Origin of the sequence: Pseudomonas gingeri, from assembly GCF_013386115.1 — a bacterium.
GTDB lineage: Bacteria > Pseudomonadota > Gammaproteobacteria > Pseudomonadales > Pseudomonadaceae > Aquipseudomonas > Aquipseudomonas gingeri.
On the sequence record NZ_JACAOR010000002.1, the window covers coordinates 85676 to 101752 of the forward strand.

The 16077-nt window shown below is 64.6% G+C and carries 14 protein-coding genes; all 14 read left to right on the forward strand.

Annotated features, from left to right (window positions below; genetic code table 11):
- Complete coding sequence (locus HX881_RS05265) at window positions 1-324, forward strand: helix-turn-helix domain-containing transcriptional regulator (RefSeq protein ID WP_017125648.1); 324 nt, start codon at window positions 1-3, stop codon at window positions 322-324.
- 147 nt (window positions 325-471) lie between these two features.
- The gene (locus HX881_RS05270; protein WP_042935138.1) at window positions 472-876 is read left to right on the forward strand and encodes a DUF2946 domain-containing protein; all 405 of its coding nucleotides are present in this window, start codon (window positions 472-474) and stop codon (window positions 874-876) included.
- 47 nt (window positions 877-923) lie between these two features.
- A complete protein-coding gene (locus tag HX881_RS05275) occupies window positions 924-1409 on the forward strand; it encodes a copper chaperone PCu(A)C (RefSeq protein ID WP_177062623.1) in 486 nt (161 codons plus the stop codon).
- 12 nt (window positions 1410-1421) lie between these two features.
- A complete protein-coding gene (locus HX881_RS05280; RefSeq protein WP_425503460.1) occupies window positions 1422-1865 on the forward strand; it encodes a DUF2946 domain-containing protein in 444 nt (147 codons plus the stop codon).
- Window positions 1866-1958: 93 nt separating this feature from the next.
- Window positions 1959-4088: a TonB-dependent copper receptor gene (locus HX881_RS05285; protein ID WP_177083289.1), complete on the forward strand. Its 2130-nt coding sequence runs from the start codon at window positions 1959-1961 to the stop codon at window positions 4086-4088.
- A gap of 144 nt (window positions 4089-4232) precedes the next feature.
- Window positions 4233-5615 carry a PepSY-associated TM helix domain-containing protein gene (locus tag HX881_RS05290; protein ID WP_177083291.1) on the forward strand — a complete coding sequence of 461 codons (1383 nt, stop codon included), beginning with the start codon at window positions 4233-4235 and terminating at the stop codon, window positions 5613-5615.
- A 153-nt stretch (window positions 5616-5768) separates the two neighbouring features.
- Window positions 5769-7886: a TonB-dependent receptor gene (locus HX881_RS05295; RefSeq protein WP_177083293.1), complete on the forward strand. Its 2118-nt coding sequence runs from the start codon at window positions 5769-5771 to the stop codon at window positions 7884-7886.
- Between the two features lie 136 nt (window positions 7887-8022).
- Window positions 8023-8811: an ABC transporter ATP-binding protein gene (locus HX881_RS05300; protein WP_177083294.1), complete on the forward strand. Its 789-nt coding sequence runs from the start codon at window positions 8023-8025 to the stop codon at window positions 8809-8811.
- Window positions 8808-9758: an ABC transporter substrate-binding protein gene (locus HX881_RS05305; RefSeq protein WP_177083295.1), complete on the forward strand. Its 951-nt coding sequence runs from the start codon at window positions 8808-8810 to the stop codon at window positions 9756-9758. Before HX881_RS05300 ends, HX881_RS05305 begins: the two co-directional genes overlap by 4 nt.
- Window positions 9755-10765 (forward strand): FecCD family ABC transporter permease, encoded by a 1011-nt coding sequence (locus tag HX881_RS05310; protein ID WP_042935140.1) that lies wholly within the window; start codon window positions 9755-9757, stop codon window positions 10763-10765. Before HX881_RS05305 ends, HX881_RS05310 begins: the two co-directional genes overlap by 4 nt.
- A gap of 423 nt (window positions 10766-11188) precedes the next feature.
- Entirely contained in the window at window positions 11189-12454 is a 1266-nt protein-coding gene (gene urtA / locus HX881_RS05315; RefSeq protein ID WP_177083296.1) for an urea ABC transporter substrate-binding protein, read from the forward strand.
- Between the two features lie 159 nt (window positions 12455-12613).
- Window positions 12614-14119 (forward strand): urea ABC transporter permease subunit UrtB, encoded by a 1506-nt coding sequence (gene urtB / locus HX881_RS05320; RefSeq protein WP_177083297.1) that lies wholly within the window; start codon window positions 12614-12616, stop codon window positions 14117-14119.
- The gene (gene urtC / locus HX881_RS05325; RefSeq protein WP_017125659.1) at window positions 14119-15198 is read left to right on the forward strand and encodes an urea ABC transporter permease subunit UrtC; all 1080 of its coding nucleotides are present in this window, start codon (window positions 14119-14121) and stop codon (window positions 15196-15198) included. Before urtB ends, urtC begins: the two co-directional genes overlap by 1 nt.
- Window positions 15195-16070 (forward strand): urea ABC transporter ATP-binding protein UrtD, encoded by an 876-nt coding sequence (gene urtD / locus HX881_RS05330; RefSeq protein WP_042935141.1) that lies wholly within the window; start codon window positions 15195-15197, stop codon window positions 16068-16070. Before urtC ends, urtD begins: the two co-directional genes overlap by 4 nt.
- The last annotated feature ends 7 nt before the right edge of the window (window positions 16071-16077 follow it).

The following is a 16077-nucleotide window of genomic DNA, read 5'->3' on the forward strand; positions in this document are numbered from 1 at the left end:
ATGGCCCTGACCCGCAGCTTCAAGCAAACCGTCGCCGAACGGGCACAACGCGATCCGGCATTCGCCGAGGCGTTGCTGGACGAAGCCGCCAGCCTGTTTCTCAATGGCGAACCGGAAATGGCCCGGGTGATCCTGCGCGACCTGGTCAACGCGACAGTCGGCTTCGAGGGATTGGCCAGGGAAACCGACAAACCCAGCAAAAGCCTGCACCGCATGCTCTCCGCCAACGGCAATCCCAGCATGGACAACCTGGCAGCCATTTTTTCCGTGATCCGCACAACACTGGGGGTCAGCATTGAAGTACACGCGGTGCCGGCAACCTGAGTGCTTGCTGCTACGCTTCATCGAAGCCTGCCGGGGGATAAATCCCCTGCCTTGTTGCGACCTTTCACCGCAGCGCCTGCTTTTACTTATGAAGGACGTTCAGGCTAAATAACCCACTGCCTTGAAACATCTGACGGAAATCCTTCCATGTCCCGACAACGGCTCGCAGTAGCTACCTGGATCGCCTGCTGCGCAGTGCTGTTCAATCTGCTCGCCATGCCGATTTCCGGGGCCATGGCGCAATCGCTGGATCGCTCCGTGTCGGAACAACTGCTGTGGGGCAGCTTCTGCTCCGCCAGCGGCAGCCGACTCGTTGCCATCGACCTCGGCAAGCTGGAGCAGAAGGCCCCGGCGAGCGACGAACACTCCAATATGCAGCACTGCTGGTGCTGTTCCGGCTCGGCGCCGTTGGTGGCGTTACCCGGACACATGCCCCAGCTACAGGTTGCGCGCCTGGACGCCAGCCACAGCCGTGCCGGCCAACCTGTCGATACACCCACACCCCGCCAGCAATGGCCCTCGCTCAACCCCCGAGCCTCTCCGCCAAGCTGATTCATACTCGCAACCCTTTGCGTTTTGAATCGTTATGGAGAACTCCCATGCTCAAGAATGCCCTGTTCCTGATGGCGCTGATGTTGCCTGCCTGCTTTGCCCATGCTCATGAATTCAAGGTTGGCGACCTGCAAATCACCCACCCGTGGTCACAGGAACTACCGCCCAACGCGCCGACCGTAGCCGCCTATTTCGTGATTCATAGCCAGGGAGCCACACCCGACCGCCTGACCGGCGTCGACAGCCCCATCGCCAAAAAGGCCGAGTTGCATGAACATGTGATGCAGGGCGACCTGATGAAGATGCAGCAGGTACCGGGCGTCGACATCCCGGCCAAGGGCGAGGTGAAATTCGCGCCCATGGCCTACCACGTGATGCTGCTGGACCTGAAGGATCGCAGCCTGCTGCAGGACGGCAAGCACTTCCCGTTGACCCTGCATTTTGAAAAGGCCGGCAGCGTGACCGTCGAGGTCGCGGTGCAGAAACAGGCGCCCGCCACGACGGGCGACACGGAACATCAGCACGCCCAGTAACCGACGATCCCACTGAGCGCCATGCGCCGTTCCCACCTCAGGCCCAAGCCCTCCCACGTCCAGGTACGTGGCGGCTGGCTGAGCCTGTTCGCCATGTTGATGATCTTTGTCGGCCCGCTGATATCCCAGGCGATGCCGATGGACCATCACGCCATGTCGATGTCGATGGACATGAACATGGCAATGCCCATGGACATGCCCGGACAGGAGGACGCGGATGCAGGGCATGCCGGTAGAGGACATCACGGCAGCGGCGGCGAACATCACGCCCTCTGGGAAAAGTGCGGCTACTGCACACTGCTGTTCAGTTGCCCGGCCCTGCCCCAGACCCTGACCTTCGCCGCCCTCGACGGCCCCCGGCCCACGGCGCAGACCGCCACGCAAACCCGCCTGGGCCATGCCCAGCGCACCATCTTCCCCGGTGCCCGCACCCGCGCCCCACCCGCATTCGGCTAGGCAATCCCACAACGCTCACACGGTCGTCCCGCACGGTGGCAAACAGCTGCTGCGCGGTGACTGTGTTGTATTCGCTTGAATGATGGAACGCTTATGTCCACAGCAAACACTCGCCTGCGCGCTACGCGGGCGGCACTCCCTTTCGCTCCCGCCGAACCCCGTGCCCGCTTGCGCCAGGCCACCACCCTGGTGTGCGGGGCTCTGCTGGCACCGACGCTGTTCGCCGCCGAGACGGTCGACGATCCCTCGCCGCAAGCCCGGGAAATCAGTCCGACAGTCATTACCGCCGTCGCCCCCAGCTCGCCACTGACAATCGTCACCAACCCCGGGGATCCGCGCCAGCCGGTACCGGCCAGCGACGGTGGCGACTACCTCAAGACCATCCCCGGCTTCGCCCTGGTGCGCAACGGCGGCACCAACGGTGATCCGGTGTTGCGTGGCATGTTCGGCTCGCGCCTGAATATCCTGACCAATGGCAGCATGATGCTCGGCGCCTGCCCTGGCCGGATGGACGCGCCCACGTCCTACATCTCGCCGGAAACCTACGACCGGCTGACCGTGATCAAGGGCCCGCAAACCGTGCTCTGGGGACCCGGCGCCTCGGCCGGCACCATCCTCTTCGAGCGTGAGCCCGAGCACTTCGGTGAACTCGGCACGCGGCTCGACGCCAGCGTCCTGGCCGGCTCCAACGGCCGCTTCGACAAGGTGATCGACGCCGCCGCCGGCGGCCCCCTGGGTTATCTGCGGGTGATCGGCAACCAGGCCCACGCCGATGACTACAAGGACGGCAACAACGACACCGTGGCTTCGCGCTACGACAAATGGAACGGCGATGTCGCCCTTGGCTGGACCCCGGACGCCGACACCCTGCTGGAGCTGACCGCCGGCAAGGGCGACGGCGAGGCGCGCTACGCCGGGCGGGGCATGGACGGCTCGCAGTTCAAGCGCGAAAGCCTGGGCCTGCGCTTCGAGAAGTCCGATATCGGCGACGTGCTCGACAAGCTCGAGGCCCAGGTCTACTACAACTACGCCGACCACGTGATGGACAACTACACCCTGCGCCAACCCTCCGGGACGGGGATGATGGCCGGCCCCATGGCCTCCAATGTCGACCGACGTACCCTGGGTGCGCGGCTCAAGGCCACCTGGCGCTGGGCCGACTGGCAACTGATCGGCGGCCTCGATGCCCAGACCAACGAACATCGCGCCCGCAGCAGCATGGGCATCGATACCTACAAGGACCTGCCACGCACCAGGGACGCCGACTTCCACAACTACGGGGTATTCGGCGAGCTGACCTGGTACGCCGCCGAACATGACCGCCTGATCAGCGGTGCCCGCGTGGACCGCGCCTCGGCCCGGGACTTTCGGCAACGCATCGGCTCAGGCATGGGCGCCCGCGCGAACCCGACCGCCAACGACACCCGCGCCGATACCCTGCCCAGCGGTTTCGTACGCTATGAACACGACCTCGCCGACAGCCCGGCCACGTTCTATACCGGTCTCGGTCACGCCGAACGTTTCCCCGACTACTGGGAGCTGTTCTCCCCCGATAGCGGCCCGGCCGGTTCAGCCAACGCCTTCGACGGGATAAAGCCGGAGAAGACCACACAACTGGACTTCGGCGTGCAGTACAAGACCGCCGACCTGGAAGCCTGGGCCTCGGGCTACGTCGGCCAGGTGCGCGACTTCATCCTGTTCGACTACCAGCCGGGGATGATGGGCATGACCTCCCAGGCACGGAACATCGATGCACGGATCATGGGCGGCGAACTGGGCGCGGCCTACGCGCTCACGTCCAACTGGAAGGCCGATGCGACCCTGGCCTATGCCTGGGGCAAGAACACCAGCGACGGCAGGGCGCTGCCGCAGATACCACCACTCGATACCCGCCTGGGCCTGACCTACAGCCAGGATGACTGGAGTGCCGGTGCCTTGTGGCGAATGGTTTCGGCGCAGAACCGCATCGACCCGGACAAGGGCAACGTGGTCGGCAAGGACTTCTCCAACAGTGCCGGGTTCGGTGTGTTCTCCCTCAATGGCGCCTACCGGATCAACCGGCACCTGAAGGTCAGCACCGGCGTCGACAACCTGTTCAACAAAGCCTACGCCGAACACCTGAACCTGGCGGGCAATGCCGGGTTCGGGTATCCGGCCAATGACCCGCGGGCCATCAACGAACCGGGCCGGACCTTCTGGACCAAGGTGGACATGAGTTTCTAAACACACCGCAGAACCTGTAGGAGCCGGCTTGCCGGCGATGGCATCGACGCGGCGGCCTCGCTGGATCACGTCGCCTGGATCGCCAGCAAGCCGCCCCCACAGGGTACAGCCTCAAATAAACCCAAATCTTGCGGAGCACTCCCGATGAGCCAACCTAAGATATCCTTCTACAACCTCGCCTGGCGCTGGCATTTCTACGCCGGGCTGTTCGTCGCCCCGTTCATGATCCTGCTGGCCCTGACCGGGATCATCTACCTGTTCAAGCCCCAGCTCGACCCACTGATGTACGGCAATCTGCTGAAGGTCGAGCCCGGTCATCACCTGATCAGTGCCGATGAACAATTACAGCGGGTCCAGGCCGCCTATCCACAGGGCCGCATCAAGCAGTACCTGCCGCCGGTCGACGCCGGGCACAGCGCGCAGTTCGTGGTGATCCAGGATGCGCGGGAACTCAACGTGTTCATCGACCCCTACCGCGGCAACGTCCTCGGCGACCAGGATGCCAAGCGCAACCTGCAAGCCATCGCCCGCGCCCTGCACGGAGAACTGATGATCGGCACGGTCGGCGACCGCCTGGTGGAACTGGCCGCCGGCTGGGGCGTGGTGCTGGTGGTGTCCGGGGTCTATCTCTGGTGGCCGCGCGGGCGCTCTCCAGCCGGCGTGCTCTGGCCGCGCCTGACCAGCCGTGGCCGACTGCTGTGGCGCGACCTGCATGCGGTCACCGGTTTCTGGGGCGCGGCGCTGCTGCTGTTCATGCTGCTCAGCGGCATGACCTGGACCGGCTTCTGGGGCAAGCAATATGCAGAGGTCTGGAACAAGTTCCCGGATGCCATGTGGAACAGCGTGCCCAAGTCCGACGTCGAGGCCCGCAGCCTCAACACCGCCACCCGCCAGACCGTGCCCTGGGCCATGGAAAACACGCCGATGCCGATGTCCGGCGACCACGCCGAGCACATGAACCACGGCGCGGCCCACGCCGGTCCGGCCGCGCCGACCATCACCCTGCAACAGGTGGTCGAGATCGCGCGGGCGCGCCGCATCGAACCCGGCTACAGCATCACCCCGCCGAGTACCGCCGAAGGCGTGTTCACCATCGCGGTGTTCGCCGACGACCCGCGCAACGACGCCACCCTGCATGTCGACCAGTACACCGGCACGGTTCTCGCCGACGTGCGCTGGCAGCAATACGGCAATGTCGCCCGGGCCACGGAAATGGGGGTGATGCTCCACGAAGGCAAACTCTTCGGGCCGCTCAACCAGTTGGCGATCCTGCTGATCTGCCTGATGATCCTGCTGAGCTCGATCAGCGGCGTGATCATGTGGTGGAAACGGCGCCCGCAAGGTGGCCTCGGGGTTCCGCCGCTGCGTCACGACCTGCCGAAGTGGAAAAGCGCGATGCTGATCATGTTTGCCCTGGCGATCCTGTTCCCGCTGGTGGGCGTCTCGCTGATCGTGGTCTGGGTGGTCGACAAGCTGGTGCTGTCGCGCCTGAACCGCCAACATGAATCGACCTCACCTTCATCCTGAAAAGCGTTGAGATGCGCGAAACAGAGGGTTCTATAAACTTTCGGGAGCATCGTCTTGCAATCCCATATTGTTATAGTATAACAATATCGCGAGATGCCCGACCCGCAGCCACCCGCTGCGGGTCTTCCCAAAGATAAGCGACTTACCACCCCGATGAACAAGTACCTCGTATCCGGCCTCTGCCTGCTGGCGGTCAACCATGCCCAGGCGGATGCCACGCTGACCCTGCCCATCGGCACCATTACCGCGCCTGCCGTCGATAGCGACGCAGTCGATCTGAAGACGCCCACCACGGCAGGCTCGCGCCTGGGCCTGACCGCGCTTGAAACACCGGCCAGCACGGAAAGTCTCACCGGCGAACGTATTCGCGAACGCGGCGACAACACCGTGCAGGACGCGGTGTCGCGTAGCACCGGCCTGAGCCGCACCGGCACGCCCGGCGATGGCGGCACGTCATTGCAGGCCCGTGGTTTCACCGGGCAGAACTCGGTGATGCAGTTGTATGACGGCACCCGCCTGTACAGCGGCGCGGGCACCGTGACCTTTCCGGTGGATGCCTGGTCGGTCGAGCGGGTCGACGTCCTGCGCGGCCCGGCCTCGGTTCTCTATGGCGAAGGCGCCACCGGCGCGGTGATCAACACCCTCCCGAAAAAACCGTTCTCGGGCGAAATCGAAAACCATGTGCGCCTCGGCTATGGTTCCTACGACAGTCAGCAGCAGGCCCTGGACAGCGGCGGCTCGCTGACCGACAACCTGAGCTATCGCGTCAATATCAACCGCCTGGCCAGCAACGGCTGGGTCGACCGTGGCGAATCGAGCAGCAATTTCTTCAGCGCTGCCCTGCGCTGGCAGGCCAGCGATGACCTGGTGTTCACCCTGTCCACCGACTATGGCGACCAGCAGCCCACCGACTACTTCGGTTCGCCACTGATCAACGGCAGCTACCAGAAGAGCCTGCGCTTCAAGAACTACAACGTCAGCAACGACAAGCTGCACTACAACGACCAATGGACCCGCCTGCGTACCGACTGGCAGATCTCCGATGCCATCAGTTCCAGCAACGAACTGTATTACCTCAAGGCCCGACGCCGCTGGCAGAACGCCGAGAACTACAACTTCGACCCGGCGACGCAGACCTTGTCGCGGGCCAGCTATATCGGCATCAAGCACGAGGAGGAGCAGACCGGCGACCGCCAGACCTTTACCTTCAAGCACAGCCTGTTCGGGCTCGACAGCCAGACGCTGACCGGCGTGGATATCAACCGTATCCGCTTCCAGCTCAACAGCAACGCCGGCTTCGACGACCTGCCCGGCAGCCCGCCACTGGACCTGAACCACCCGCAACCCGGCCAGTTCGAAAGTGCCGACGCCTACCAGCCCCAGTTCGCGACGACCACCAGGCAGTTCTCGCTGTTCGCCGAAAACCGCACGCAACTGAGCGAGCGCTGGTCGCTGGTGACCGGGGTGCGCCGCGACTATGTGCATATCGAAAATGACGACCAGATCAACGACACCCGCAGCGACAAGAGCCTGGCCGGCAACAACTGGAAAGTCGGCCTGGTGTTCGCCTTGAGCGAAGACACTTCGCTCTACGGCCAGTACGCCACCAGCACCGAAGGCGTCGACGGCCTGGTGACCCTGGGGCCGAAGGCGCAGAATTTCGACCTGTCCACCGCCAGGCAATCGGAAGTGGGCCTCAAGCAGATGTTCTGGGACCAGCGCGGCGAGTGGACCCTGGCGGCCTATCACATCGTCAAGAAGAAGCTGCTGACCACCGACCCGGGCAACTCGCAGAACCAGTTGCAGGTCGGCCAGCAATCGTCCGACGGCCTGGAGGCCAGCCTCGACCTGAAACTGGCCCGCGACTGGCAGTTGCAGGCCAATGCCTCGATCCTCAGGGCGCAATACGATGACTTCGACCAGTCGGTCGGCAGCACGGTCGTGTCCTACAAGGGCAACCGTCCTGTGGATGTGCCCCGCCGCACCGCCAACCTCTGGCTGAGCAAGGCGATCACCGACGAGGTGAAAGCCGGTGCCGGTGTGCGGTATGTCGACGCGCGTTATGCCGACCTCGCCAATACCGCCGAACTGCCGAGCTACACCGTCGTCGATGCCAACGTGTCGTGGAAAGCCTTGCGCAACACCACCCTGGGCCTGCAATTGAACAATCTGTTCGACCGCCAGTACGCGCAAAGCCAATACAATAGCGGCCAACAATGGATCATGGGGCAGCCACGCTCGTTCTTCGTGACCGCGGACTACACCTTTTGACAGTACTGGGATCGTTCCCACGCTCCGGCGTGGGAACGCCGCCATGGACGCTCCGCGTCCGCTCTTGTGACGCAGGGCGTCACGGTATGCGTTCCCGCGCCGAGCGTGGGAACGATCAATCACAGACAGGAATGGAATGACCTCGCTGACCCTCGCCAACCTGGCCTGGACACCCCTGGGCCAGAACCACTGCCATCACCAGTTCCAGCTGCGTGACGCCAACCTGCGGGTGGCGGCGGGTGAATTCGTCGGCCTGATCGGCCCCAACGGCAGCGGCAAGACCAGCCTGCTCAAGTGCGCCTATCGCTTCAGCCAGCCGGAAAGCGGCGAGGTCCTGCTCGAACACCAGAACGTCTGGAAACAGTCGCCCCGCTGGTGCGCCCAGCGTATCGCGGTGGTGCTCCAGGAGTTTCCCGATGCCTTTGGCCTGACCGTCGACGAAGTGGTCGCCATGGGCCGCACGCCCCACAAGAAACTGTTCGACGGCGACAGCGGGCTCGATCGCCAGCTGGTTCGCCAATGCCTGGAATCGGTCGGCCTGCTGGGCTTCGAAGAGCACGCCTTCGCCACCTTGTCCGGCGGTGAAAAACAGCGGGTGATCCTCGCCCGCGCCCTGGCCCAGCAGCCGCAACTGCTGATCCTCGACGAACCGACCAACCACCTCGACCCGCGCTACCAGCTGGAGTTGCTGACCCTCGTCAAGCGCCTGAAGATCGGCACGCTCGCCAGCATCCACGATCTCAACCTGGCGGCCGCGTTCTGCGACCGGCTGTATGTGATCAACCATGGCCGCATCGTCGCCAGCGGCACGCCCGACGAGGTGCTGACGGCGGATCTGCTGCGCGCCGTGTTCGGCGTCGAGGCCCTGATCGACAGCCACCCCCTCTGCGGCTACCCACGAATCACCTGGATAACCCAACCATGAAGTTACTGCGTCTGGCGCTTTGCCTCGGTTCCCTGTTCGCCTCCCTCACCGCCCTGGCCGAGCCCACCCACTACCCATTGACGGTGCAGAGCTGCAACCGCCAGGTGACCTTCAAGGAGGCACCGAAACACGCGGTCAGCCACGACATCAACATGACCCAGATGATGCTCGCCCTGGGTCTCAAGTCGCGGATGGCCGGCTACAGCGGCATCAGCGGCTGGAAAGCGGTGACCCCGGAAATGGCCAGGATCCTCGACGGCCTGCCGGAACTGGCGGCCAAGTACCCGTCCGTGGAAACCCTGCTCAATGCCAACGTCGACTTCTTCTTCGCCGGCTGGGACTACGGCATGCGCATCGGCGGCGACCTCACCCCGCAGACCCTGGCGCCGCTGGGCATCAATGTCTACGAATTGACCGAGTCCTGTGCCTTCGTGATGAAGCGCCCGGGCGCCAGTCTCGACGACACTTACAACGACCTGCGTAACCTGGGCCGCATCTTCGATGTCCAGGACCGCGCCGAAGCCCTGATCAGCCAGATGCAGGCCAGGGTCGCCGCAGTGCGCAAGAACCTGCCCGCCGAGCGTCCACGGGTATTCCTCTACGACAGCGGCGAGGACCGCGCCATGACCTCCGGCCGCCTGGCCATGCCCCAGGCGCTGATCGAAGCCGCGGGCGGGCGCAACGTGCTGAACGATGTCGACGCCAGCTGGACCCGGGTCAACTGGGAAACCGTGGTGGAGAAGAACCCGCAGGTGATCGTCATCGTCGACTACAGCGAAGTCACCGCCGAGCAGAAACAGCACTTCCTGGAGACCAACCCGGCCCTGCAGTCGGTGGATGCGATTCGCAACAAGCGCTTTATCGTCATTCCCTATGTCGAGGCGACGCCGGGGATCGATAACGTCAAGGCCATCGAAACCCTGGCCAAGGGTTTCCACCCACAATGATGAGCCGCCGCTACCCCCTGCTGCTGGTCGCCCTCGGTGCACTGTTGCTGGTGTCGTGCGTGGTGTCGCTGGGCTTCGGCCCGGCGCGGGTGCCGGTGGACGTGGTGTGGCGGATCCTGTTGTACAAACTGCTGGGCACCGGCACGGTCGACTGGAGCGCCGGCCAGGAACATATCGTCTGGCTGATCCGCGTCCCGCGCATGCTGCTCGGCGCCCTGGTCGGCGCCGGACTGGCCCTGATCGGCGCGGTGCTGCAAGCCGTTACCCGCAACCCGCTGGCCGACCCGCACCTGCTGGGCGTGACTTCGGGCGCCACCCTCGGCGCGGTGATCGTGGTGCTGCACGTCGGTGAAATCATCGGCCTGCTGACGCTGCCCATCGCCGCCTTTATCGGCGCCCTGGGCAGCATGCTGGCGGTGCTCGCCATCGCCAGCCGCAAGGGCCGGCTGGACAGCGATCGCCTGCTGCTGTGCGGGGTGGCGGTGTCCTTCGTGATGATGGCGATCGCCAACCTGCTGCTGTTTCTCGGCGACCACCGGGCCAGCTCCGCGGTGCTCTTCTGGATGCTCGGCGGGCTGGGGCTGGCGCGCTGGGAACTGCTGCCGGTTCCGTCGGTGATCGTGCTGCTGGGGCTGGTCCTGCTGCTGAGTATGGCCCGCTCGCTGAATGCGTTGATGGCCGGCGAACAGACCGCCGTGACCCTTGGCCTGAATGCACGCAATGTGCGCTTGCGGGTCTTCCTGATCGCCTCGCTGATGACCGGCGTGCTGGTCGCCATCAGCGGCTCCATCGGTTTCGTCGGCTTGATGGTGCCGCATATTGCCCGGCGCCTGGTGGGCGCCGAGCATCGCCGCCTGCTGCCGGTGTCGGCACTGCTGGGCAGCGTGTTCCTGGTCTGGGTCGATGTCGCGGCACGGACCCTGATCGCCCCCGAGGACTTGCCGATCGGCGTGGCGACCGCGGCCATTGGCGGGCTGTTCTTCATTGGCTTGATGCGCCGTCGCTAAAAGCTTCGCGAGCAAGCCCGCTCCCACAGTGTTCGACTGCCGCGGCTATTGCGCTGGCGGTCGCAAGGTCCTCTTCGTGGCGGTGCGGCGTCCCGACAAGCCCACCGCCAAGGTCATTGGCACCAATCTGGCGCTCCTCGCGCACCACAACGCCAATGTCGCCCCCGCCTGGTGCAACTGTTCAGACCACGCGCCCCACAAAAACCACCTGTCAGCCGGCTCAGATTCGGATGCCGGAAGTTCCTGGCCAAGGCGCTGTGACGAGTCATGGCCCGCCATGGCGAGGAACGGCAACACAGGGCGAGGGCTTATGGCGCCGAAGTTGACCGGTCACACAGGCCACTCGGCACACCCCTTGCAAAAGCCCCTTCAGCATCTGCATCTGCCAACCAAAAAAAACGTTGAGAATCTGGAGATCGCACCATGAAGCGTCGTAGCTTGATCAAGGCTTTCACACTGACGGCATCCATTGCCGCCATGGGCATGACCTGGACCGTCCAGGCCGCCGAAACCATCAAGGTCGGGATCCTGCATTCGTTGTCCGGCACCATGGCGATCTCCGAAACCTCGCTCAAGGACATGGCCTTGATGACCATCGACGAGATCAACACCAAGGGCGGCGTCAACGGCAAGATGCTCGAACCGGTGGTGGTCGACCCGGCCTCCAACTGGCCGCTGTTCGCCGAGAAAGGTCGCCAGTTGCTGACCCAGGACAAGGTCGCGGTGGTGTTCGGCTGCTGGACTTCGGTATCGCGCAAATCGGTGCTGCCGGTGTTCGAGGAACTCAACGGCCTGCTGTTCTACCCGGTGCAGTACGAAGGCGAGGAAATGTCGCCGAACGTGTTCTACACCGGCGCCGCGCCCAACCAGCAGGCGATCCCGGCGGTGGAATATCTCATGAGCGAAGACGGTGGCGGCGCCAAGCGCTTCTTCCTGCTCGGCACCGACTACGTCTATCCGCGCACCACCAACAAGATCCTGCGTTCGTTCCTGCACTCCAAGGGTGTGGCGGACAAGGATATCGAAGAGGTCTACACCCCATTCGGCCACGCCGACTACCAGACCATCGTCGCCAACATCAAGAAATTCTCCGCCGGCGGCAAGACCGCGGTGATCTCCACTGTCAACGGCGACTCCAACGTGCCGTTCTACAAGGAGCTGGCGAACCAGGGCCTGAAAGCCACCGACGTACCGGTGGTGGCGTTCTCCGTGGGCGAGGAAGAACTGCGTGGTATCGACACCAAGCCGCTGGTGGGCAACCTCGCGGCCTGGAACTACTTCGAGTCGGTGGATAACCCGACGAACAAGAAATTCGTCGCCGACTGGAAAGCCTACGCCAAGAAGAAAAACCTCCCGGGTGCCGACAAGGCCGTGACCAACGACCCGATGGAAGCCACCTATGTCGGTATCCACATGTGGGCCCAGGCGGTCGAGAAAGCCAAGTCCACCGACGTCGACAAGGTCCGTGAAGCCCTCGCCGGCCAGACCTTCGCCGCGCCGTCGGGCTACACCCTGACCATGGACAAGACCAACCATCACCTGCACAAGCCGGTGATGATCGGCGAGATCCAGCCGGACGGTCAGTTCAACGTGGTCTGGCAGACCGAAGGGCCGATCCGTGCCCAGCCGTGGAGCCCGTTCATCCCGGGCAACGACAAGAAGCCGGACTATGCGGTGAAGAGCAACTGAACCGCCGCTGAAGGTCGAGCCCGACGCTTGTTCGCGGGCTGAACCACACCACTTGTGGGAGCCGGCTTGCCGGCGATGGCGGCCGCAAGGTCGACGCAGGACTTGTCGGCCTCATCGCGGCAGGCCGGCTCCTACAGGGTCTTATGCAAGGCCGATGATATGTCCACTGCCCTATACCGTCTGTTCCTCGCCCTCGCGCTGCTATTGCCGATGGCCGCCCACGCCAGCGATGCCAGCGACTTCGTCGCGGCCAATCCGCTGCAACAGGCCAAGCTCCTGGAAAGCTGGGCCGCCCAGCCCGATCCCGCGCGCGTCGAACTGATCAACAGCCTGCAACAGGGCGAGATCAGCGTCGACGGCGCTCCCCCGCAACCCGTGCGCCTGAACAACCGCCTGCGCGGCCTGATCGAGACCGCCGTCGCCGCCCAGCAACTGCTCGCCGCCGACGCCAAGGTGCGCCTGGGCGCCGCCCGGGAACTGCAGAAAAGCGCCAAGCCCGCACAGTTGAATTTCCTCGACCGACAACTGGCCGGCGAGACCGATGCCGATGTCCACGCGGCCCTGAGCCTGGCCCTGGCCAACCTGCAACTGGTGGACAGCGACCCGGCCGTGCGCCTGGCCGCCGTACGCCTGCTCGGCGAGACCGGCGATCCCCTGGCCCGGACCCGCCTCGAAGGCCTGCTCGCCCCCGGCGTCGAAGCCGATGCCGGCGTGCATACCGCCGCCGAGACCAGCCTGGCCCAGGTCAAGCGCAAGCTGATGGTGGGCGAGATCCTCGGCCAGGCCTTCAGCGGCATGTCCCTCGGTTCGATCCTGCTGCTGGCGGCCCTCGGCCTGGCGATCACCTTCGGCCTGCTCGGGGTGATCAACATGGCCCACGGCGAGATGCTGATGCTCGGCGCCTACGCCACCTACGTGGTGCAGTTGCTGTTCCAGCGCTTCCTGCCGCAGGCCATCGACTACTACCCGCTGGTGGCCCTGCCGGTGGCGTTCTTCGTCACCGCGGCCATCGGCATGGCCCTGGAACGCACGGTGATCCGCCACCTCTACGGCCGCCCCCTGGAAACCCTGCTCGCCACCTGGGGCATCAGCCTGATGCTGATCCAGCTGGTGCGCCTGGTGTTCGGCGCGCAGAACGTCGAAGTCGCCAACCCGGCGTGGCTGTCCGGCGGCATCCAGGTCCTGCCCAACCTCGTCCTGCCCTACAGCCGTATCGTGATCATCGCCTTCGCCCTGTTTGTCGTGGTGCTGACCTGGCTGCTGCTGAACAAGACCCGCCTGGGCCTGAACGTGCGGGCGGTGACCCAGAACCGCAACATGGCCGCCTGCTGCGGCGTGCCCACCGGTCGCGTCGACATGCTCGCCTTCGGCCTCGGCTCCGGCATCGCCGGCCTCGGCGGCGTGGCCCTGAGCCAGATCGGCAACGTCGGCCCCGACCTGGGCCAGAGCTACATCATCGACTCGTTCCTGGTGGTGGTCCTCGGCGGCGTCGGCCAGTTGGCGGGCAGCGTCATGGCTGCCTTCGGCCTGGGCATCGCCAACAAGATCCTGGAACCGCAGATCGGCGCCGTGCTGGGCAAGATCCTGATCCTCGCGCTGATCATTCTGTTTATCCAGAAACGTCCGCAAGGGCTGTTCGCACTGAAAGGACGGGTGATCGACTGATGAACCAGCCCCTGATACTGACCGCGAGCCAGAAGGCCGGGCCCAAGGTGACCCTGATCGTCGGCGCCGTGGTGCTGCTGTTGCTGCTGGCGTTGCCGCTGCTCTCGCTGCTGGCGCCGGAAAACCCGCTGCAGGTCTCCGCCTATACCCTGACCCTGGTGGGCAAGATTCTCTGCTACGCCATTGTCGCCCTGGCCCTGGACCTGGTCTGGGGTTATGCCGGCCTGCTGTCCCTGGGCCATGGCCTGTTCTTCGCCCTGGGCGGCTATGCCATGGGCATGTACCTGATGCGCGAGGCCTCCGGCGATGAACTGCCGGCGTTCATGACCTTCCTGTCGTGGACCGAGCTGCCCTGGTACTGGACCGGCACCAGCCATTTCCTCTGGGCCCTGTGCCTGGTGGTGCTGGCGCCGGGACTGCTGGCCCTGGTCTTCGGTTTCTTCGCCTTCCGCTCGCGGATCAAGGGCGTGTATTTCTCGATCATGACCCAGGCCCTGACCTTCGCCGGCATGCTGCTGTTCTTCCGCAACGAGACCGGCTTCGGCGGCAACAACGGCTTCACCAACTTCCGCAGCATCCTCGGTTTCGGCATCACCGAGCCGGGCACCCGCGCGGTCCTGTTTCTCGCCACCGTGCTGCTCCTGGTCGCCAGCCTGTACTGCGGCTGGCGGCTGGCCCGGAGCAAGTTCGGCCGGGTGTTGACCGCCTTGCGCGACGCGGAAAACCGCCTGATGTTCTGCGGCTACGATCCACGCGGCTTCAAGCTCTTCGTCTGGGTCCTGAGCGCGGTGCTGTGCGGCCTGGCCGGGGCGCTGTATGTGCCACAGGTGGGCATCATCAACCCCAGCGAAATGTCGCCGACCAACTCCATCGAGGCCGCCGTCTGGGTCGCCCTCGGCGGGCGCGGCACGCTGATCGGCCCGCTGCTCGGCGCTGGCCTGGTCAATGGCATGAAGAGCTGGTTCACCGTGGCCTTTCCGGAATACTGGCTGTTCTTCCTCGGTGCGCTGTTTATCGTCGTGACCCTGTACCTGCCCAAGGGTGTGATCGGCCTGTTGAAGAAAAGGGGTGAACAATGAGAATCACAGCAACGGCGCAGTTCATGCTGGAACCCATTCTCGAACCCCCTGCCTTTGATGCCAATCGGGACGCCGGCAGCAGCCGCGACGCCATCGGTCTCGGCCAGGCCGCCGGCACGGGCCTGAACACCCGCCACGGGACCATCCTGACCCTGGAAGATATCAGCGTCAGCTTCGACGGCTTCAAGGCGCTGAACGACCTCAACCTGTATATCGGCGTCGGCGAACTGCGCTGCATCATCGGTCCCAACGGCGCGGGCAAGACCACCCTGATGGACGTGATCACCGGCAAGACCCGGCCCAGCCACGGCAAGGCCTGGTTCGGCGAAACCCTCGACCTGACGCAGATGAGCGAAGTGCGGATCGCCCAGGCCGGGATCGGCCGCAAGTTCCAGAAACCCACGGTGTTCGAGGCCCTCAGCGTGTTCGAGAACCTCGAGCTGGCGCAAAAGACCGACAAGTCGGTGTGGGCCAGCCTGCGGGCGCGCCTGAGCGGCGAGCAGAAGGACCGCATTGCCCAGGTCCTGGAAACCATCCGCCTGACGGCCTCGGTCAATCGCCCGGCGGGTCTGTTGTCCCACGGCCAGAAGCAGTTCCTCGAGATCGGCATGCTGCTGATGCAGGACCCGCAACTGCTGCTGCTCGACGAGCCGGTGGCGGGCATGACCGATGCCGAGACCGAATTCACCGCCGAACTGTTCAAGACCCTCGCCGGCAAGCATTCGCTGATGGTGGTGGAGCACGACATGGGCTTTGTCGGTTCGATTGCCGACCATGTCACGGTGTTGCACCAGGGCAGCGTGCTGGCCGAAGGATCGCTGGAACAGGTGCAGGAAAACGAGCGGGTGATCGAGGTCTACCTCGGGCGCTGAACCACAA